The organism is Stenotrophomonas sp. YIM B13575 (genome assembly GCF_042787595.1).
Classification (GTDB): Bacteria; Pseudomonadota; Gammaproteobacteria; order Xanthomonadales; family Xanthomonadaceae; genus Stenotrophomonas; species Stenotrophomonas lactitubi_B.
In genome coordinates this window covers 1-18,809 of sequence record NZ_JBHZOP010000111.1, presented here as the reverse complement: position 1 = coordinate 18,809, position 18,809 = coordinate 1, and the positions used below count along the sequence as shown (strand labels likewise).

Sequence of the window (18,809 nt, the reverse complement as noted above, 5' to 3'; positions counted from 1 at the left end):
CGAGCCCACGCTCGGCTGCCCTTGCCGCAGAAGCAGCCGAGCGTGGGCTCGGCTCTACATTGGTGCGGGTCCAACCTTGAACACACCATTCAGCATGAAGTGCATCCGGCCCCGCTTGCGGCTAAATTGACGCCATGTCCCTCGCCTCGACCCTGCTCCGTGTCCTGCTCATGCTCAGCCTGTTGCTCAACGGGCTGAACGCGGCCATGGCCAGCGGACACGAGGACATGGGTCGCATGGCCCATGCGATGACCTCAGCCATGACCGATGAGGGCGACGCGGACTGCCATCACCACGCCGGCATGACCGCCGACGAGGCGCCGCAGGCCAAGGCCCCCGCCCATGACGCGCACTGCCAGATCAAGGATTGCGTGCGCAGCTGCGCCCAGCATCCGCTGCTGGCGGTGCAGGCACTACCGTTCCTGGCCGGCCCCGGTCTTTCCTTGACCCCGCAGCCGATGCCTGCCAACGGCCGCCCGGCACCGCCGCTGCCGCCGATCTCACGCCCTCCCATCGGCTGATCCAACACGCCTCGTGCGCGCTGCGCACTGAAGCCGGCCCTGCGCTGGCGTCTTTCCGTGTTTGGAGTCACCACCATGAGTACCCGTATTCCTCCCGGCCCGGGCGCTGTGCCCATGCCGTCGCGTCGTCTTTTCGTGCAGGGCATCGCCGCTGGCGGCGTGGTTGCCGGCATCGCCGCAGCCGGCGTTCCGCAGCGTGCGCTCGCCGCCGCCTCTGCCGCGCCACGCCTGGCCGGCGCGCCGGCAGTCATCAGCGATACCCGCGTTGAACTGGCCATCGGCGAGTCGCTGGCCAACTTCACCGGCCGCACCCGCCCGGCGATCACCGTCAACGGCTCGCTGCCGGCACCGATCCTGCGCTGGCGCGAAGGCCAGACCGTGGACCTGTTCGTGCGCAACACGCTCGGCCAGCACCCGACCTCCATCCACTGGCACGGCATCCTGCTGCCGGCCAACATGGATGGCGTGCCCGGCCTGAGCTTCAACGGCATCGGCCCGGGCGAGACCTACCACTACCACTTCGATCTCAAGCAGTCCGGCACCTACTGGTATCACAGCCATTCGCTGTTCCAGGAACAGGCGGGGCTGTACGGTGCGCTGATCATCGACCCGGCCGAACCGGCGCCCTACCGGCATGACCGCGAGCACGTGATCATGCTGTCCGACTGGACCGACATGGATCCTGGCGCGCTGTTCCGGCGCATGAAGAAGCTCGCCGAGCACGACAACTACTACAAGCGCACCCTGCCCGACTTCCTGCGCGACGCCCGTCGCGATGGCTGGTCGGCCGCGCTGTCCGACCGCGGCATGTGGGGCCGGATGCGGATGACGCCCAGCGACATCTCCGACATCAACGCGCACACCTACACCTACCTGATGAACGGCACGGCGCCAGCCGGCAACTGGACCGGGCTGTTCCGCAGTGGCGAAAAGGTGCTGCTGCGCTTCATCAATGGCGCGTCGATGACCTACTTCGACGTACGCATCCCCGGCCTGAAGATGACCGTGGTCGCCGCCGACGGCCAGTACATCCATCCGGTCAGCATCGACGAGTTCCGCATCGCCCCGGCCGAAACCTACGACGTACTGGTCGAACCCAGCGGCCAGGATGCCTTCACCCTCTTCTGCCAGGACATGGGCCGCACCGGCTATGCCGCCGGCACCCTCGCCGTGCGCCATGGCCTGCAGGCACCGATTCCCGCGCGCGACCCGCGCCCGCTGCTGACGATGAGCGACATGGGTCATGACATGGGCGGCGGGGGCCACGGCGGCCACGACATGGCAGCAATGAAGGGCATGGAAGGCGGCTGCGGCGCCAGCATGGGTCACGGTGCGCATGGTGGCGGCGATACCGCCAGCAAGGCGCCAAAGCATCCGGCCAGCGAGCGCAACAACCCGCTGGTGGACATGCAGAGCTCGGCCACCGAGCCGAAACTGGACGACCCCGGCATCGGTCTGCGCGACAACGGCCGCCAGGTGCTCACCTATGGTGCGATGCGCAGCCTGTTCGACGACCCCGACGGCCGCGAGCCCGGTCGCGAAATCGAGCTGCACCTGACCGGCCACATGGAGAAGTTCTCCTGGTCGTTCGACGGCATTCCCTTCGCCGGTGCCGAGCCGCTGCGCCTGAACTACGGCGAGCGCATGCGCATCGTGCTGGTCAACGACACCATGATGCAGCACCCGATCCATCTGCATGGCGTGTGGAGCGACCTGGAAAACGCACAGGGTGAATTCCAGGTGCGCAAGCACACCATCGACATGCCGCCCGGCACCCGCCGCACCTATCGCGTGCGCGCCGATGCACTCGGTCGCTGGGCCTACCACTGCCATCTGCTGTACCACATGGAAGCCGGCATGATGCGCGAAGTGAGGATCGAAGAATGAGCCGCTCCCTGCTTGCTCCGAGCCTGTTGACGCTCGGCCTGTTGGCCGCGCTGCCCGCGTTCGCGCAGTCCCATGCCGGTCATGACATGGCAGCGCCCTCGCCTCCTGCCGATACCACACCAGCGGCAGCTGCCGACGTGGATCATTCGAAGATGGACCACGCGAAGATGGACCACGGTGCGATGGACCATTCAACGATGGACCATGGCGCGATGGATCATTCGACAATGGGCCACGGCACGCCCGCGCCGGCCGAGCCACGCGAGCCGATCCCGGTCCCCACCGATGCCGATCGTGCAGCCGCGTTCCCACCCATCGCGCATGGTGCGATGGAGCACGCCCCGGAGATCCACAGCCTGTTGCTGATCGATCGCCTAGAGCACTGGGATGGAAAGAACGGCAACGGCCAGGCCTGGGAGGCCAGCGGCTGGATCGGCGGCAACATCAACCGCCTGTGGCTGCGCACCGATGGTGAACGCAGCGAAGGCCGCACGGAATCGTCGGGCGTGGAAGCACTGTACGGGCGTGCCATTTCGCCGTGGTGGGACGTACTGGTCGGCGTGCGCCAGGACTTCCGCCCCGCCGATTCACGCACCTGGGCGGCGATCGGCATCCAGGGGTTGGCGCCGTACAAGTTCGAAAGCTCGGCCACGCTGTATGCCGGTTCCGGTGGCCAGCTGATGGCCAAGGCCGAGATCGAATACGACGTGTTGTTGACCAACCGGTTGATCCTGCAGCCCCTGCTGGAAGCGACCGTGGCCAGCAAGGATGAACCCGAGTACGGCATCGGCCGCGGCCTCAACAAGGTCGAAGCCGGCCTGCGCCTGCGCTACGAGTTCAGCCGCCGCTTCGCGCCGTACATCGGCATCAGCCACGAGCGCGCGTTCGGCGACACGGCGGACTATGCAGGCGACCACGCACGCGATACGCGCTGGGTCGCCGGCATCCGCATGTGGTTCTGAGCAGCGGATCGTGAGCAGCAGCCAGCCCCGGCAACCGCCGGGGCCGGCTACACTGCCGCACGTTCCATTGCAGGCTGCACCATGTCGTTGCACATCCGCCGCGCCACCCTGGCCGACGTCGACGCCCTGTCGGCGATCGCCATCGCCACCTATACCGAAACCTGGGGCGATTCTTACCCGCCGCAGGACCTGCACCGCTTCCTGCAGGATCACTACGGCAGCGCACCGCAGCGGCTCGAACTGTCCGACCCGCGCAGCGCGGTGTGGCTGTTGCTGGAGGGTGAAACGGTAGTGGGCTACCTGGCCGCCGGTGCCAACACCCTGCCGCATGCGGACGCGCGCGATGGCGACATCGAACTCAAGCGCCTGTACATCCTGGCCAGCCACCAGAATGGTGGCCACGGCGCGCGCCTGATGGATGCGTTGATGGCCTGGCTGGACCAGCCACAGCGCCGCACCCTGTGGGTGGGCGTGTGGGAAGAGAACTTCGGCGCGCAGCGCTTCTACGCGCGCTACGGCTGCAGCAAGGCCGGCGAATATGACTTCATCGTCGGCGACAGCCGCGACCGCGAATTCATCCTGCGCCGACCCTGAGCGGCGTCAGAAATCGAACAGTTCGGAGAGGAAGCTCTCCTTCTTCTTTTTCTTGTAGCCCTGGCTGTACTGGCCACGGTTGTCATCATGGCGCTGGCCGAGATGACGGGTATCGCGGTGCATCACCGGCGGCGGCGCGGCCTGCGGTTGCACAGGCGCGGGCCCTGGCGGCGGCATGGCGGCACCTGCACCATCGGTGGCGCGCTCGATGATCTTGTCCAGTTCGCCACGATCCAGCCATACACCACGGCAGCTGGGGCAGTAGTCGATCTCGATGCCATGGCGCTCGGCCATCTGCAGGGTCTGGGTCTTGCACACGGGGCACAGCATTCGCATTGCTCCTGTCGGTCTGGCCTCGACTGTACCTGCGTGCGGATGACTGTGCGGCAACGCATGAACGATGTCACAAGGACTTCCGCCGCGTGCCGCCACCCCGGCCCGGTCCCACTCTGCGCCATCACCGTGCCCGGAGCCCGCACATGAGCATTGCTTCCCGCCGCCCGGTGCACTGCGCCTGCTGGCGGTGGCAGCGCTGGCCTGGCATGTGCGCCGCCAACGCAACAACGCCCTGTAACGCCCACTTAGCCGATCCTGCACACGGGGCTCACTGGGGGCTTGCGCATACTTGCGCGCCTTCCATGCCCTGCCGTCCGGAGTTGTTGCGTCATGCTGCTGTCCAAGCGCCACGTTGAACCACGCGTCCTGTTGATCGAAGACGCCGAGGAAACCCGTGAACTGAGCCGGATGGCGCTGGAGAGCCAGGCCTGCCACGTCGCAGGCGTGAGCAGCGCCGAAGCCGCACTGGGCCTGCTGGCGGCGGGAGAGCGCTTCGACCTGATGTTCACCGACGTCAATCTCGGCCCGGTCAGTGGCATCGAGGCCGCCAACCGCGTGCGCAGCCTGTATCCCGAGCTGCCGATTCTGGTGACCTCGGGCATGGACCAGCACGCTGTGCTGCCGCAGCTGCAGGACGGCATCCACTTCCTGCCCAAGCCCTACAACATGAGCGAGCTGCTGGATGCGATCCGGTTGTGCTTCCGCCATGCGGATGTCGGCGTGTTGACCGGGGCGGATGCACAGGCAGCGTAAGGTCCCATCCACGCATGGCGTGGATCTACTGGCAGCATTTTCCGTTCACACAACGGTGCGCATCGCAGTAGATCCACGCCATGCGTGGATGGAATTGGCCGTCAACCGCCGGTATACGGTCCTTCGCCCGGAAGTACCTGCAGCAGCGCGCGGGTGATCACGCGCGGATACACAGTGAGATGGTCTTCGCCATCAATCACGATGTTCTCCACCTGCAGCTTGCGGCCACCGCGCTGCAGCTGGGCAGTAAAGTCGGCGGCCTGCCGCAGCATGTCGTTGCCGGTGGAGTAGCGCGGCCCTTCCTTGACCGTCTCGTAGCTGCCCACTGACAACAGCACGCGGGTCGGCTGCGCCGGGATGACGGCGGCGTCCTGCATGCGCGGCAACAGACGCTGGTCGAACCACAGCGACGGGCTGGACAGGATGTAGGTGCTGAACATGTCCGGCTGGGTCGTCAGCACGTAAGCACCAAACAGCGCGCCATAGGAATGACCCGCAAACACGCGACGGGCGGGATCGGTGCGGTAGCGCGCATCGACCATCGGCAACACCTGCGCAGCCACAAAGTCGCGATAGTGCGCGGCACCACCGTAGGTAACATCATCGCTGTAGTAGCTGGCTGGCGTGCGCGCCGGGTTGCTGGGCGTGTAATCGCGCGAGCGGCTCTGCTTGGACGTCAGGCCTTCCTGCGGCGGCAACCCGACCAGGATGAAATCCTCGATGTTGACGCCCTGCTGCCCCACCAGGTTGCGCACGCTGCGCACCAACGGGAAGCTGTACAGCGCATCGGTCACGTACAGCACCGGGTAGCGTTTCTCAGGATGCGCGGCATAGTCGGCCGGCAGCGCCACCCAGATCGGATAATCACGACCAACAGGATCGTGCACGCGCAGCGCTTCGGTACCCGGCAGCACCACGCCCGGCACAGCGGTGGCCGCGCTCTCCTTCGCTTCATCCTGCACGGCTGGCGGAGCCACCGCCATCGCACAACCACTCACGGCCAGGCAGACCGCCACACTCCATCCACGCACACGCTGCATCCGTTCGCTCTCCCGTTGCGGGCGGCGCACGCAGGTGGCGCCGCTACCGCATCCTCACACGCCGCGTTGCCATACGCCAAGCCACTCTCAGGGCGAAGCCGGCGGCGGTGCCGGGAACAGCGTCCGCAGGGCCTGCAGCGCCGCGGGGTGATAGATCGTCGCGTGGGTCTCTTCCGGCAGTGGCTGGTACTTCACCAACGTTGCCGGTGATGCCTGCTGCAACACCGCCGCCAAGCGCGCGCTCGACGCGGCCAGTTCCGGCTGGCCACTGCTGGCCAGGAACAGCCGCGCGCCACTGCGGGCAACTGACGGTAACTGCTTGCCTGCGCCAGACAGCAAGGCGCCGCGGTTCCACCACAGGCTGGGGTCAAGCGCGATGTAGCTGTTGAACAAGGTCGGTTCCTGCAGCAGCGTCTCGACCACGAACAGGCCCGCCAGCGATTCGCCGATCAGCGCGCGCTCGTCGGTGGTCGGGTAGCGCTGGCGCACCTGCGGCATCAGTTCATCGCGCAGGAAATCGCGATATTCCGCCGAGCCACCGATGCGCGGCGCGATCTTCCGATCCTCCGCGACATTGCTGGGGCCGGTCATGTCCCGGCGGCGTTCGGTGTTTTCGATGCCCACCAGCAGGAACGGGCGCATGCTGCCGTTGCCGGTCAGCACCTGCACCAGCCCGGCCACGTGCAGGAAGTCCTCTCCGATGCCGCCGTCGGGCATGTACAGCACCGGCAGCGGCGTCTTCGGGTCCAGGCCCCACGGCTGCGGGCGATAGACGTTGATGCGACGGGTTTCGCCCAGTGCCTTCGATTCGATGGTGAAGGTTTCGCCGATGGCCAGCGGCGAAGCGACCGCCGGCTGCGACGCCGGTTCGGCGGCCATCAGCGGCGCGGCGGAGACAGCGGACAACAACAGCGACAGTACGATCAAGCGCATTGAGGCGACCCATCCAAGGAAAGACGCCGAGCATAGCGTCCGGAGGCAAGCGTTGGCGGCTGCGACATGCCTAACATCCCTGCCGGATGCGTAGATCCACGCCATGCGTAGATGACTTGCCGTGACTCACGCCCGGGTACGGCCCGCCCATACCGCGCGTGCACCGCCACGTGTCGCGTTTGAACCGCCAAGGACGCCTCTACCGTCGCACCCGCACCGAAATGCGGTGGGTAAATAGCAACGCACAGCGAACATTGACGGCGAAAGCGAAGCCAGCTTTACACTTGCTGGATCACGACAGATGCGCCGCCATATGCGGTTTCCGGCATTCTTCAACGTGATCGACCACGCGCGGAAACGAATGCGTCGTGTACTGACGCTTGCTGCGCATGACAGGCCTGCGCCACCATCGTCGCGCGCCTGGATTCCGCATGTCCTTCCGGAAATTTCTGATTGAAATCCAAGCGCGGGCGTAAACACCATGCTGCGCCACCGACAACGGGTGGCACCGGGCCTGCAAGCCCGTGATGATTTTCGAGCCGTTGTTTACGCTTGCCCGCCGGCATCATTTTTCAATGGTGCCGGCGGGTAATCCGTCGGCCTTTATGGCGGGCGGTGCGTGGGGGCCTTCGTGCCCGCCGGTCAATGGCTCTAATCATCCCGGCTTGCAGCCACGCACCGTCCGCCACCCGCTCTGCGCGGTGGCATTCCCATCGCAGAGCCGAGGAAGCCGAGATGACTGAAGGTCCGCCCTATGCCTCATATGCCGCCAGCGTCAACGACGACGATGACAACCCCATACCCGAACTGAGCACCTTCCTGGGCTGCCTCGAACGCATCCGGGCGGGCGAAGGTGCAGACGGCCAGCCCTGGCCTGATGCAAGCCTTCCCGCAGGGCGCAGGGTGGCACTGTCACGCGTGGAGCGGGCCGCCGTCGGCATGCTGACCGTGGCAGAGATGCTGCATGCCGCCGATCGCTGCCGATCGATGGCAACGCCGGACCGATATCTGGATGACGGCGTGGTCGAAGGGCTGTTCTTCGCCTGCCGGGGACTGGCGGAGCTGGTGTGCCGGGATATCCGGCCTGAGTAGGCGCACCTGCACCACAATCCAGCCCATACTCGGGCCGGGTTCGTCCCGAGTTCCATCGACACTGACACAAGGAGGTTCGCATGTTGAATGCCATGATCATTGCCGCGCTGGCCGCAAGCCCGGCTGCGCCCGTACCGTACGCCGACTGCCTGCTCGGCAACATCCAACCCGGCCTGTCCGACCATGCCGTGCAATTGGTGCAGCAGGCGTGCGCCGCCAAGCACCCCGACAGCTTCATTGCCTCGCTGGAACTGGAGCGCAATTACAGCGCCCAGCGGCAGGCCCGGTTCGATGCTGAACGCGCCGCAGTGGAACGTGCTGCGAAGGCGGCCGCCAAGGTCGAGGCAGACCGCGAGGCGGCCCGTTCCCAGGGCGCGACGTCCAAGTAGGAGCTCAGGTTCTGCAACAAAAAAGGCACCGCTTCGCGGTGCCTTTCTGGATGACCGAAGTCATTGCCTGCAATGGTGGGCCGTGATGGATTCGAACCATCGACCAAAAGATTAAAAGTCTTCTGCTCTACCGACTGAGCTAACGGCCCATGCAAGGCCCCGGCCTTTCGGCGGGGTGGGCATTCTACCGTACTTTGCGGGGCTGGGTGAAGTCGGGGATCTACGAAGTTGCCGGGCTGCGGGCGTCTAAACCTTTCCGGCGCCCGCAGCATCTCAGCTGCGACCCTGCCCCGGAGCGATGGATGCGTCTGCCACTGCCGCTGATGCTCGCCCTGCTGCTGCCGTTTGCCGCCTCTGCAGCATCGCCTACACAGGTGCGGACCGGCGATATCGACCGCTTCTGGGCTACCTACGATGCGGTACTTGCCGAGCCCGATGCCGCGCAGCGGGTGGCTCTGGTGCAGCAGCGCTATGTCGCGCCGGGCAGCCCCGGCCTGCATGCGCTGATGAAGGTGCGCAACTACACCGCCGCCGAGTACGCCGACGCCATGCTGGCGTGGCCGCGCTTCTGGGCCTCGGTACGGCCGCTGACCGCCAACGCACAGCAGGCCAGCGCCACGCTGGAGCGGGATCTGGCGGCGTTCCGCACGCTCTACCCCGCCCTGCGCCCGGCCAGCATCACCTATGCCGTGGGCGTACTGCGCACGGGTGGCACCACGCTGGGCAACCAGGTGCTGATCGGCGCGGAGATGGCACTGGGCGATGCAAGCGTGGATGTCAGTGAACTGCCGGAGCCGTTGCGCAGTCGCCTGCGGGTCTTCTACGACAGCAATCCCGGTGCGAACAACGCACAGAACAACCTGCATGAGTACGTGCATACCCAGCAGCGCGAGACCACCGGTTCGCTCGCGCAGTACGCGGTGCGCGAGGGCGTGGCCGAGTACGTGGCCGAGCGGATCAGCGGGCGCCGACCGGCGCTGCCGCTGTATGCCTATGGGCCGTTGCACGAATCGGAGATCCGCGTTCGCTTCATCGCCGAGATGGATGGCGATGACCTGGACAACTGGCTGTACAACAGCGCCCGCAATGCGTTCGGGGTGAGCGATGTGGGGTACTACGCCGGTTACCGGATCGCGCAGGAGTACATGCGCCAGCAGCCGGATGAGCAGGCGGCGATCGCACGGATGATCGAGCTGGATTACGAGGATCCTGCAGCGGTGCGGGGGTTTATCGAGGCGTCGGGGTGGCTGCAGCAGCGGTAACGCCGGGCCATGCCCGGCGCACAGTGCCAACCAAGGTTGGCACCCACCAGAGTCAGAGCTGCCCGGCCGGTCAGCCAGTGCGAACCAACGGTTCGCACCCACCGGGGTTCAGTTCGCACCCACCAGGGTGGAGTTCGCAGCTACCGGGGTTCAGTTCGCACCTGCGGGGGAAGCCGGCCAGCGGCCGGCACTACCAGAGGCGATCAGGCGTACAGCGTCGGGTCGGCCACACCGGCTTCGGTGAAGCCCTGCGCGCGCAGGCGGCAGGCGTCGCAGTGGCCGCAGGCGGCGCCGTTGGCATCGGCGTTGTAGCAGGACACGGTCAGACCGAAGTCCACGCCCAGTCGCACGCCTTCGCTGACGATCTGGCCCTTGCTGAGGAACTGCAACGGCGCATGCACGGTGATGCCCGCGCCTTCCACACCCGACTTGGTCGCCAGGTTGGCCAGCGTCTGGAAGGCGGCGATGAACTCGGGGCGGCAATCCGGGTAACCGGAGTAGTCCACGGCGTTGACGCCGCAGAAGATGTCGTTGGCACCGAGCACTTCGGCCCAACCCAGGGCCAGCGACAACATGATGGTGTTGCGCGCCGGCACGTAGGTGACCGGGATGCCCTCGCCGCCCGCCTCGGGCACGTCGATGTCGTCGGTCAGCGCCGAGCCGCCGATGCTGCGCAGGTCCACGTCCACGGTCTTGTGCACGATCACGCCCTGCGCCTTGGCCACGCGTGCGGCGGCATCCAGCTCGGAGGTATGGCGCTGGCCGTAACGCACGCTCAGGGCATGCACGGCGAAGCCCTGTTCCTGGGCCATGGCGATGACGGCGGCTGAATCCATGCCGCCGGAGAGAAGCACGACTGCCTTCTTCATGGGTAAATCATCCGGTTTGGGGGAAAAGCCAGCACGCTGTCCCGCGCCGGAACTACATCAAGGAACAACGGACGGGCTCAGCGGCCCGGTTCGTCATTCCAGAGAATCTTATGCAACTGCATCTGGAAGCGCACCGGCAACCGGTCTTCCACGATCCAGTCCGCCAGCTGGCGGGCAGTAATCTCGCCCTTGCTGGGCGAGAAGAACACCATCGTGCGCTGCACCAGCTGGTGCTCGGCGACCATGGCCTTGGCCCAGTCGTAGTCTTCGCGGTTGCAGATCACGAACTTGATCTGGTCGCGCGCGGTCAGCAGCGGCAGGTTCTCCCAGCGGTTGCGGGCGACTTCGGCCGAGCCGGGGGTTTTGATGTCGACCACGCGCGATACGCGCGGATCGACCGCGCTGACGTCCAGCGCACCGGACGTTTCCAGCGACACATCCAGGCCGGCGTCGCACAGCTTCTGCAGCAGCACCAGGCAGCGCTTCTGTGCCAGCGGCTCGCCGCCGGTCACACAGACATGGCGCACACCCTGGGCCAGCACCTCGGTGACGATGTCGTCGATGTCCCACCAGGTTCCGCCGTGGAAGGCGTAAGCGGTGTCGCAGTACTGGCAGCGCAGCGGGCAACCGGTCAGGCGCACGAACACGGTCGGCCAACCGGCGGTATCGGCTTCGCCCTGCAACGAGGTGAAGATCTCGGTGATCTTCAGGCGCGGCAGTGGCGACTGCACGATCTCGCTGGGCGTGGCGACGGCGTTGGACGGAGTGACGGCGGTCATGGCAGACAATTCTTCATGGGGCGGGCGACGGATGTCCCGGCGCCGGAAACGAAAGCAGCCGAGCATGGGCTCGGCTCTACAGGAGGCTGCCGGGAGTCAGCCCAGCGCCAGGGGGCGTATTGTACGCCCGGTCAGCGGATCAGCGGATCTGATTGCCGAGGCGGATCGATTGCAGGCGGTCCTGCGCGGTACGCGCGGCATCCGAGCCCGGGTATTGCGCCACGACGGTCTCCAGCGTCTGCTGGGCCTGGTCGACCTTGCCTTCGCCATACTGCGAGAGGCCGACCTTGAGCAGGCCACCTGCGGCCTTGTCGTGGGTGGGATAGCGCGAGAGCAGTTCGCGGAACTGGGACTCGGCCATCGGGAAATTGCGGGTGGCGTAATAGCTCTCGCCCAGCCAGTACAGCGCGTTGGGGGCGTAGACGCCGTTCGGATACAGCTCCAGGAAGCTCAGGAACAGCTGCGCCGAATCATCGTACTTGCCGGCCTTCAACGCATCGAAAGCCACGTTGTAGGACGTACGCTCGTCACCGGTGACGGCCAGGCTGCCCGGGTCACCATGGACGGAGGGCGGCCGCTCGGAAGTGGCCGCCGCTGCGGGTTTTGCCGGGGCTGCAGGAGCCTTCGGTGCGCTCGCCGGAACAGCAGGCAGGGCCGGGGCGGCAGAGCCCCCTTCCAACCGGTTCAGGCGGCTGTCCAGATCCAGATACTGATCCTGGGCGGACTGCTTGAGCTGGGCGTTGTCGTGCTGGAGTTGCTCGATCGAGGCCTGCAGGCTGGTGACCTGCTGCCGCAGCTGGTTGATCTGGTTCAACAGGTCCTGGTTGGCACTGTTGTTGTACATCTGCTGCTCGAGCGAACCTACACGGTCGGCCAGACTCTGACGTTGTGCATGCGCCGGTGCGGCAGCCACGAGGGCTGCCGCAACGACCAGCATCAGTTTGATGCCAAGGCGCATGGATTACTGCGCGGTGTAGACGATTTCGACGCGACGGTTCTGCGACCAGCAGGACTCGTTCGACTCGGTGCAGACCGGACGCTCTTCACCGTAGGACACGACGGTCAGCTGCGAAGCCGAGCCACCGTTGGCCTGCAGCGCCGAGTTGACGCCGTTGCCACGACGCTCGCCCAGGGCCTGGTTGTACGCGCGCGAACCGCGCTCGTCGGTGTGGCCCTGCAGGGTGATGCGCGAGGACGGACGGTCACGCAGGTACTTGGCGTGGCAAGCCATGATGGCCTGGAATTCCGGCTTCACGTCTTCCTTGTCCAGGTCGAAGTAGACAACGCGCTGACGCAGGCAGGCGTCGGTGTCCAGATCGCCCGGGCCGTACAGGCCGGAGGTGGACGGACCGGTCGGGGTGGTGGTCGAGGTGCCGGTATCGACCGGAGCCTGCGGCTCTTCCTTGACCTTCTTCGAGCAACCGGCCAGGACGGCCACGGACAGCAGGGAAACAAGCAGAACGCGGGTGGACTTGTTCATGGCGATACCTTTGTGGCTCCTAAGCCGATGAGGGGTTCAATACAGAGAAAATATTAACACTCTTTTAGCGCTGGGTACGGTAGGGGGACCATGCCGGCTCGCGCACATCACCGTCTGCCAGAACCAGGCGCTGGCGCACGCGCGCATCGGCCGAGACGGCGTACAGCACACCACGGCCACCCTCACGGGCGGCGTACAGCACCATGCTTGCGTTGGGCGCAAAGCTCGGCGACTCGTCCAGCGAACCCGGCGACAGCGTGCTCCAGCGCGGCGAGCCCAGCGAGCTGTCCATCAGCGCGATCTTGTAGCTGTTGCCCGAACCCTGGGCAACGGCGATCTTCTTGCCGTCATAGGACACCGAGGGCTTGGCGTTGTAGTTGCCCTGGAAGGTCACGCGCTCGGCGCTGCCACCACCGGCACCGACCTTGTAGACCTGCGGACGGCCGCCGCGGTCGGAAGTGAAGTACACCGCGCTGCCGTCCGGGGCCCAGGTCGGCTCGGTGTCGATGGCGAAGTGGTTGGTCAGCTGGGTCAGCTGCTTGCTGCCCAGATCCATCACGTAGATTTCCGGGTTGCCCGAACGCGACAGGGTCAGGGCCAGCTTGCGACCGTCCGGCGAGAAGGCCGGGGCGCTGTTGATGCCGCGGAAGCTGGTGACCAGTTCACGGGCGCCGGTGGAGATGTTCTGGATGTAGATGGCCGAATTGCCACGCTCGAAGCTGACGTAGGCCAGCTTGTTGCCATCAGGGCTCCACGACGGCGACAGCAGCGGCTCGGCCGAACGCACGATGGTCTGCGGGTTGAAGCCGTCGGAATCGGCGACCATCAGCGCATAGCGCATGGCGTCGCCCTTGCCGCTGGCGGTCACGTAGGCGATGCGGGTCCAGAAGGCGCCGCGGACACCGGTGATCTTCTCGTAGATGGCGTCGGCCATCTGGTGGGCGACGTCGCGCATGGCGTTGCCACGTGCGGTCATCGCCAGGCCCAGCAGGCGCTCGCCCTTGGGCACGTCGAACAGTTCGTACTCGACGCGGTAGGCGCCGGCACCGGCATCCATGACCCGGCCGACGACGATGTAGTTCTGCTTCAGCGCGCGCCACGTGGCGAACTGGATGTCACCGCCACGGGTAGGCTTCTCCACGATCTGCGCTTCAGGCAGCGTGCGGAACTGGCCCGAACGTTCGAGGTCGGCACGGACCACGCCGGCGACATCGGTCTGCGGAGCGCCGGCCGCACCCTGGTAGGGCATCGGCACGATGGTGATCGGGAGGGCGGAGGCGTTGCCGCCGATGATGTCGATATCCAGCCCCTTCTGCTGCGCGACGGCAGCAAAGGGCAGCAACAGGGCCGCAAACATGGCAAGCCAGCGAGGCATCTTCTTCATGGAGCGCTCAAATAGGGGGAACCGGAACGAGGGATAACAAAACGGCAGTGAACCGCTTCGCAATCATGAACCAAGGGTACGTGAAAGGAGAGTCACTTGGGGCAAGGCAATCACGCGCCTTTAACGAAAAGGCAGGATCTCCGCTACTCCGCGACAAAGGTCAGCTGTAGATGTCGCACGTAGACAGACTGGAATCCCTCGGTGGGCAATGGCTGCGCCCTGCGGACGGCATCCTCCAGAGACGACCGCCCCACGGCATCGAACTGGCAGTCGGACTGCGTCTTTACGGAGATGACGGTGCCGGTGGGCAACTGCAGGACGCGCGCGGAGCACCGTTGGCCCGGCAGCACCGAAGCTGGACGAAACCAATGCTCCACGATCCGCGCGCGAACAGCGTCGGCGTAGGCCTTCTGCAATGCCAGATGATCATTGCGGGGCGCGCCTGCGTGCTCTGCTGCCGATAACGACAGCGCCATCGGCAACGACAGCGCGAACGCACACAGACGCAGGGCTCCCTTCGTCGCGGGTCCTCCACAGCGCGGGGGGCGGGCGTTGGTCATTCTGTTCTGTCAGTCCTGAGCAGTGAAGGTCAGATTGAGCGTGCGGTTGAACACCTTCTCGAAGCCCCGGTATGGCAACGGCTGGGCGTTGAGAACGGCCGCTTCGATCGAGCGCCTGCCCGCTTCATCATAGGCGCAGTTGGAACTCACCTTGGCCTGCAGCACCTGCCCGCCCGGAATCTGGGTGATGGTGACCTGGCACTTCTGCCCCAGCGGTACGCTGTCCGGACGTGTCCAGGTATCGCGCACCTTGGCCTGGATGGCCGCAGCGTACTTGGCAGACAGGTCGTCACTGCTGCCGCCACCACCGGCGGCCGGCTGTGCGGCGCCGCTGGTACCGGCAACGGCCGTTCCTGCGGCATTGCGCGCGGCAGCGACCTGGCGCAGCTTCTGCTCGGCCAGCTTGGCTTCCTTCTCGGCCTGCTCGCGGCGGGCACGGATGTCGGCAATCTTCTTCTGCTTCTCGGCCTCGGCCTTGTCGGCAGCCAGACGCTCCTGCTCGGCCTGCTTCTTCTTGGCGTCCGCTTCCTGCTCCTTGGCCAGACGCAGCTTCTGCTCGGCCTCTTCCTGGCGCTTGCGCTCGGTCAGGTCGATCTGCTCCTGGCGGCGCTTGGCTTCCTGCTCCTGCTTGGCCTTTTCCTGCGAGATCGCCAACGCGCTGACCGCGTCCTGGTCCTTGGTGTCAGGCTGCGCCACGCGCTCCTGCGCCTGTTGCTGCTGCGGCGTGGGCGCGTCCTGCGGGCGCGGCTCTTCAATCGGCTGCGGCGGCGGGATGGTGTCTTCCGGCACCGGGATCGGCTCGGCCACCGGCGGCGGCAGGTCTTCCAGCTTCTCCGACTGGCGCAGGGCCTGGCGCGCGGCAGCCGCCTCGGAGGCGGACAGCGCGAGGCTGGCCTCGACCGAGGGATCGCCTGCGGCGGCATCGGTATTGCGCTGGGGCGACCACAGCCAGGCGCCGATGAAGATCAACGCGACCAGCAGGTGCACCAGCACGGCCAGCAGCAGGGGCTGGCCCCAGCCGGGCTCCTGCTTGTGCGGTAGCGGCAGGACGTCAGTTCGCATCGGTGGCCAGGCTCACCTTGTCGACGTGGGCGCGCTTGATCACATCCATTGCCGCGATGACCTTCTCATAGGCCACGGCACGGTCGGCGGCGACGATCACGCGCACGTCCTTGTCCTGCGCGGCGATGCCGGACAGGTGGCCCTGCAGTTCCTCGGCGGTGACGGCGGTGGGTTCCTTGGCGTCGGGCAGCTTGAGGCTGAGCTGGCCGTCCTGGCGCACCGAGACGATCAACGGATCCTGCTTGCTTTCCAGCGCCTTGGCGTTGGAATTGGGCAGGTCGACGTCGAAGGTCAGGGTGAGCATGGGCGCGGTGACCATGAAGATGATCAACAGCACCAGCATGACGTCGATATAGGGAACGACGTTGATTTCCGATTTCAGCTTGCGGCGCTTGCGGCGACCGATGGCAGCGGACATGGCTTGGACTCCCGGGTCTGGCGCTTACTCGTCGCCAGCGCTCTGGCGCTGCAGGATCGAGCTGAACTCGTCGGCGAAGGTCTCGAAACGCACCGACATGCGCTCCACGCGGGTGGTGAAGCGGTTGTAGGCCCACACCGCCGGAATCGCCACGAACAGGCCGATGGCGGTGGCGAACAGCGCTTCGGAAATGCCCGGGGCGACGGCGGCGATACCGGCCTGGGCACCGCTGCTGATCATGTCGTGCATGGTCACCATGATGCCGAACACGGTACCGACCAGGCCCACGTACGGGGCGGTCGAACCGATGTTGGCCAGCAGTTCCAGGTTGCGTTCGAGCTGGTCGACTTCGCGGGTATAGGTGGTGCGCATCGCGCGCTGGGCGCCTTCCAGCTGGGCGCGGCCATCCAGCCGGCGCTTGTCGCGCAGGCGGGTGTACTCGCGGAAACCGGCTTCGAAGATCGCTTCCAGGCCGCCGACATTGCGGCTGCGGTCGGTGGCCGAGCTGTACAGCTTGCCCAGGTCGGCACCGGACCAGAAGCGGTTCTCGAACTCGTCGGCTTCGCGGGTGGCCTGCTTGAAGATGCGGGCCTTGCGGAAAATGATCACCCAGCTGACGAACGAGCCGACCAGCAGCGCCAGCACGATGATCTTCACCGGCAGGCTGGCCTTGGCCATCAGTTCGAGGTAGTTGATGCCGCCGCCGGTGGTGGCCTGGGCAAGGGTCTGGGTCGCGGCATTGCTGACGTCAGCCGGCAAAGCCTCGGTGACCGTGGCCTGCAGGGCCAGGAGCGTTGCGATCATCCGTTGTTCCTCAAGAGTTCTGTTCGGATTCGGGGTGGAGGTGGGGTTGCAGCGCGGCAAGGACGGAATCGTCCATGCCACGCGGGCGGAAACTGGCCGCGTCCAGTGCGGCGATGCGGACCTGCGCGGACAGCAGCAGCTGGCCGTCACGCAGGACCTGCTGGTCGAAGACCATGCTGGCCTTCTTCAGCTGGACCAGGGTGGCGCTGACCTGCAGCTGGTCATCCAGCCGTGCCGGCTTGATGAAATCCATCTGCATGGAGCGCACCGCGAAGACCATGCCGTGCTCGCTACGCATGCGCTCCTGGCCGAAGCCCAGCGCACGCATCCATTCGGTCCGGGCCCGTTCCATGAAGGCCACGTAGCGGGCGTGGTAGACCACCCCGCCAGCGTCGGTATCTTCCCAGTAAATGCGTGTCGGCCAACTGAATCGGGGTTCAACCGAGGGTTCAACTGACATCGGGAACCTCGGCAAACAGATCCTGCGGCGGGTTCTTCGGCTTCAGGCCCATGTGCCGGTAGGCCTTGTGGGTGGCCATGCGGCCACGCGCGGTGCGGATCAGGAAGCCCTGCTGGATCAGGTACGGCTCGACCACGTCTTCCAGCGTGCCGCGCTCTTCCGACAGCGCCGCGGCAAGCGACTCGATGCCGACCGGACCACCGTCGAAGTAGTCGACCATCGTCTTCAGCAGCCGACGGTCGAGCTCATCGAAGCCTTCCGGGTCGACCTTGAGCATCTGCATTGCGGCCTGGGCCACGGTCTGGTCGATGTGGCCACCGGCCTTGACCTGGGCGTAATCACGCACGCGGCGCAGCAGGCGGTTGGCGATACGCGGGGTGCCACGCGCGCGGCGCGCGATCTCCCCTGCCCCGTCGGCGGTGCAGTCGATGGCCAGGATCGCGGCCGAGCGGCGCACGATGCGGGTCAGTTCTTCGACGCTGTAGAACTCCAGGCGCTGGACGATGCCGAAGCGGTCGCGCAACGGCGCGGTCAGCAGGCCGGCGCGGGTGGTGGCGCCGATCAGGGTGAACGGCGGCAGGTCGATCTTGATCGAGCGCGCTGCAGGGCCCTCGCCGATCATGATGTCGATCTGGAAATCTTCCATCGCCGGATACAACACTTCTTCCACCACCGGCGACAGGCGATGGATTTCGTCGATGAACAGCACATCGTGCGGCTGCAGGTTGGTCAGCAGCGCGGCGAGGTCGCCGGCCTTTTCGATCACCGGGCCGGAGGTCACGCGCAGGGCCACGCCCAGTTCGTTGGCGATGACATGGCTGAGGGTGGTCTTGCCCAGGCCGGGCGGGCCGAAGATCAGCACGTGGTCGAGCGCATCGCCACGACCCTTGGCGGCCTGGATGTAGATCTCCATCTGCTCGCGCACCGGCACCTGGCCGAGATAGTCGGCAAGTCGCTTGGGTCGGATGCTGGCGTCGGCGGCGTCATCCTCGCGGGTGGCGCCGGCGCCGATGATGCGGTCGTCGGTCATGTGCTGATTATGCGGCAAAAACGGGGGGATTCGGCCGGGCTGCGCCCGGCACCCGCAGAGGCCAAAGCAACGGCAACAGCCGAAGCAAGAGCAGAAGCAGGTTTCCTGGGGGATGGCGGGGTGGGTCCGGTTGCGGGGGACGCTGCAAGTACGTCCATGTAAGCTCGGTCGCGCCATCCCTGGCGCTCACGCCC

22 protein-coding genes and 1 tRNA gene are annotated in these 18,809 nt (G+C 66.1%); 8 read left to right on the top strand and 15 right to left on the bottom strand.

Going from position 1 to position 18,809, the window contains the following annotated elements; translation table 11 throughout:
- Positions 1 to 134: 134 nt before the first annotated feature.
- The 4 genes from ACFX4F_RS16700 (at position 135) to ACFX4F_RS16685 (ending at position 3,964) form a co-directional block, all read left to right on the top strand.
- Positions 135 to 521, top strand: a complete 387-nt coding sequence (locus ACFX4F_RS16700) for a CopL family metal-binding regulatory protein (RefSeq protein ID WP_380657251.1) — start codon at positions 135 to 137, stop codon at positions 519 to 521.
- Positions 522 to 596: 75 nt separating this feature from the next.
- Positions 597 to 2,408 (top strand): copper resistance system multicopper oxidase, encoded by a 1,812-nt coding sequence (locus ACFX4F_RS16695; RefSeq protein ID WP_380657248.1) that lies wholly within the window; start codon positions 597 to 599, stop codon positions 2,406 to 2,408.
- Positions 2,405 to 3,370, top strand: a complete 966-nt coding sequence (locus ACFX4F_RS16690; RefSeq protein ID WP_380657245.1) for a copper resistance protein B — start codon at positions 2,405 to 2,407, stop codon at positions 3,368 to 3,370. The genes ACFX4F_RS16695 and ACFX4F_RS16690 overlap by 4 nt, the downstream gene beginning before the upstream one ends.
- Positions 3,371 to 3,451: 81 nt before the next feature.
- Positions 3,452 to 3,964 carry a GNAT family N-acetyltransferase gene (locus tag ACFX4F_RS16685; RefSeq protein ID WP_380657242.1) on the top strand — a complete coding sequence of 171 codons (513 nt, stop codon included), beginning with the start codon at positions 3,452 to 3,454 and terminating at the stop codon, positions 3,962 to 3,964.
- Positions 3,965 to 3,970: 6 nt separating this feature from the next.
- Here the strand turns inward: ACFX4F_RS16685 and ACFX4F_RS16680 are convergent, their stop codons facing one another.
- Complete coding sequence (locus ACFX4F_RS16680; protein ID WP_025874650.1) at positions 3,971 to 4,294, bottom strand: zf-TFIIB domain-containing protein; 324 nt, start codon at positions 4,292 to 4,294, stop codon at positions 3,971 to 3,973.
- Positions 4,295 to 4,630: 336 nt separating this feature from the next.
- On the opposite strand from ACFX4F_RS16680, the gene ACFX4F_RS16675 reads away from it, so the two are divergent.
- A complete protein-coding gene (locus tag ACFX4F_RS16675; protein ID WP_099818822.1) occupies positions 4,631 to 5,053 on the top strand; it encodes a response regulator in 423 nt (140 codons plus the stop codon).
- Positions 5,054 to 5,154: 101 nt separating this feature from the next.
- Here ACFX4F_RS16675 and ACFX4F_RS16670 read toward each other — a convergent pair whose 3' ends face one another.
- Both ACFX4F_RS16670 and ACFX4F_RS16665 read right to left on the bottom strand, forming a co-directional pair.
- Positions 5,155 to 6,093 (bottom strand): alpha/beta hydrolase, encoded by a 939-nt coding sequence (locus tag ACFX4F_RS16670; protein WP_380657237.1) that lies wholly within the window; start codon positions 6,091 to 6,093, stop codon positions 5,155 to 5,157.
- Positions 6,094 to 6,180: 87 nt separating this feature from the next.
- Entirely contained in the window at positions 6,181 to 7,026 is an 846-nt protein-coding gene (locus tag ACFX4F_RS16665; RefSeq protein ID WP_380657234.1) for an alpha/beta hydrolase, read from the bottom strand.
- A gap of 735 nt (positions 7,027 to 7,761) precedes the next feature.
- On the opposite strand from ACFX4F_RS16665, the gene ACFX4F_RS16660 reads away from it, so the two are divergent.
- Both ACFX4F_RS16660 and ACFX4F_RS16655 read left to right on the top strand, forming a co-directional pair.
- Positions 7,762 to 8,118, top strand: a complete 357-nt coding sequence (locus ACFX4F_RS16660) for a hypothetical protein (RefSeq protein WP_380657231.1) — start codon at positions 7,762 to 7,764, stop codon at positions 8,116 to 8,118.
- Between the two features lie 80 nt (positions 8,119 to 8,198).
- Complete coding sequence (locus ACFX4F_RS16655; RefSeq protein WP_099818817.1) at positions 8,199 to 8,507, top strand: hypothetical protein; 309 nt, start codon at positions 8,199 to 8,201, stop codon at positions 8,505 to 8,507.
- Positions 8,508 to 8,580: 73 nt separating this feature from the next.
- Here ACFX4F_RS16655 and ACFX4F_RS16650 read toward each other — a convergent pair.
- Positions 8,581 to 8,656 (bottom strand) — tRNA-Lys (locus tag ACFX4F_RS16650).
- A 153-nt stretch (positions 8,657 to 8,809) separates the two neighbouring features.
- On the opposite strand from ACFX4F_RS16650, the gene ACFX4F_RS16645 reads away from it, so the two are divergent.
- A complete protein-coding gene (locus tag ACFX4F_RS16645; protein WP_380657228.1) occupies positions 8,810 to 9,769 on the top strand; it encodes a DUF2268 domain-containing putative Zn-dependent protease in 960 nt (319 codons plus the stop codon).
- Between the two features lie 203 nt (positions 9,770 to 9,972).
- Here ACFX4F_RS16645 and queC read toward each other — a convergent pair whose 3' ends face one another.
- From queC to ruvB, 11 genes are all read right to left on the bottom strand, one after another.
- Positions 9,973 to 10,638 carry a 7-cyano-7-deazaguanine synthase QueC gene (gene queC, locus ACFX4F_RS16640; RefSeq protein WP_380657225.1) on the bottom strand — a complete coding sequence of 222 codons (666 nt, stop codon included), beginning with the start codon at positions 10,636 to 10,638 and terminating at the stop codon, positions 9,973 to 9,975.
- 77 nt (positions 10,639 to 10,715) lie between these two features.
- Entirely contained in the window at positions 10,716 to 11,417 is a 702-nt protein-coding gene (gene queE, locus ACFX4F_RS16635) for a 7-carboxy-7-deazaguanine synthase QueE (RefSeq protein WP_380657222.1), read from the bottom strand.
- A 139-nt stretch (positions 11,418 to 11,556) separates the two neighbouring features.
- Positions 11,557 to 12,375, bottom strand: coding sequence for a tol-pal system protein YbgF (gene ybgF, locus ACFX4F_RS16630; RefSeq protein WP_088100990.1), 819 nt, complete (start codon positions 12,373 to 12,375; stop codon positions 11,557 to 11,559).
- 3 nt (positions 12,376 to 12,378) lie between these two features.
- Positions 12,379 to 12,897: a peptidoglycan-associated lipoprotein Pal gene (pal, locus tag ACFX4F_RS16625; protein WP_006386160.1), complete on the bottom strand. Its 519-nt coding sequence runs from the start codon at positions 12,895 to 12,897 to the stop codon at positions 12,379 to 12,381.
- A 64-nt stretch (positions 12,898 to 12,961) separates the two neighbouring features.
- Positions 12,962 to 14,281, bottom strand: a complete 1,320-nt coding sequence (gene tolB / locus ACFX4F_RS16620; protein ID WP_099818807.1) for a Tol-Pal system beta propeller repeat protein TolB — start codon at positions 14,279 to 14,281, stop codon at positions 12,962 to 12,964.
- A gap of 143 nt (positions 14,282 to 14,424) precedes the next feature.
- Entirely contained in the window at positions 14,425 to 14,841 is a 417-nt protein-coding gene (locus ACFX4F_RS16615) for a TonB C-terminal domain-containing protein (RefSeq protein WP_099818806.1), read from the bottom strand.
- A 9-nt stretch (positions 14,842 to 14,850) separates the two neighbouring features.
- The gene (gene tolA / locus ACFX4F_RS16610; RefSeq protein WP_380657217.1) at positions 14,851 to 15,903 is read right to left on the bottom strand and encodes a cell envelope integrity protein TolA; all 1,053 of its coding nucleotides are present in this window, start codon (positions 15,901 to 15,903) and stop codon (positions 14,851 to 14,853) included.
- Entirely contained in the window at positions 15,893 to 16,321 is a 429-nt protein-coding gene (gene tolR, locus ACFX4F_RS16605; protein WP_100460132.1) for a protein TolR, read from the bottom strand. Before tolR ends, tolA begins: the two co-directional genes overlap by 11 nt.
- 24 nt (positions 16,322 to 16,345) lie before the next feature.
- Positions 16,346 to 17,125: a protein TolQ gene (tolQ, locus tag ACFX4F_RS16600; RefSeq protein ID WP_025874672.1), complete on the bottom strand. Its 780-nt coding sequence runs from the start codon at positions 17,123 to 17,125 to the stop codon at positions 16,346 to 16,348.
- Between the two features lie 10 nt (positions 17,126 to 17,135).
- Positions 17,136 to 17,585 (bottom strand): tol-pal system-associated acyl-CoA thioesterase, encoded by a 450-nt coding sequence (gene ybgC / locus ACFX4F_RS16595; RefSeq protein ID WP_380657214.1) that lies wholly within the window; start codon positions 17,583 to 17,585, stop codon positions 17,136 to 17,138.
- A complete protein-coding gene (ruvB, locus tag ACFX4F_RS16590; protein ID WP_380657212.1) occupies positions 17,575 to 18,615 on the bottom strand; it encodes a Holliday junction branch migration DNA helicase RuvB in 1,041 nt (346 codons plus the stop codon). The genes ybgC and ruvB overlap by 11 nt, the downstream gene beginning before the upstream one ends.
- Between the last annotated feature and the right edge of the window lie 194 nt (positions 18,616 to 18,809).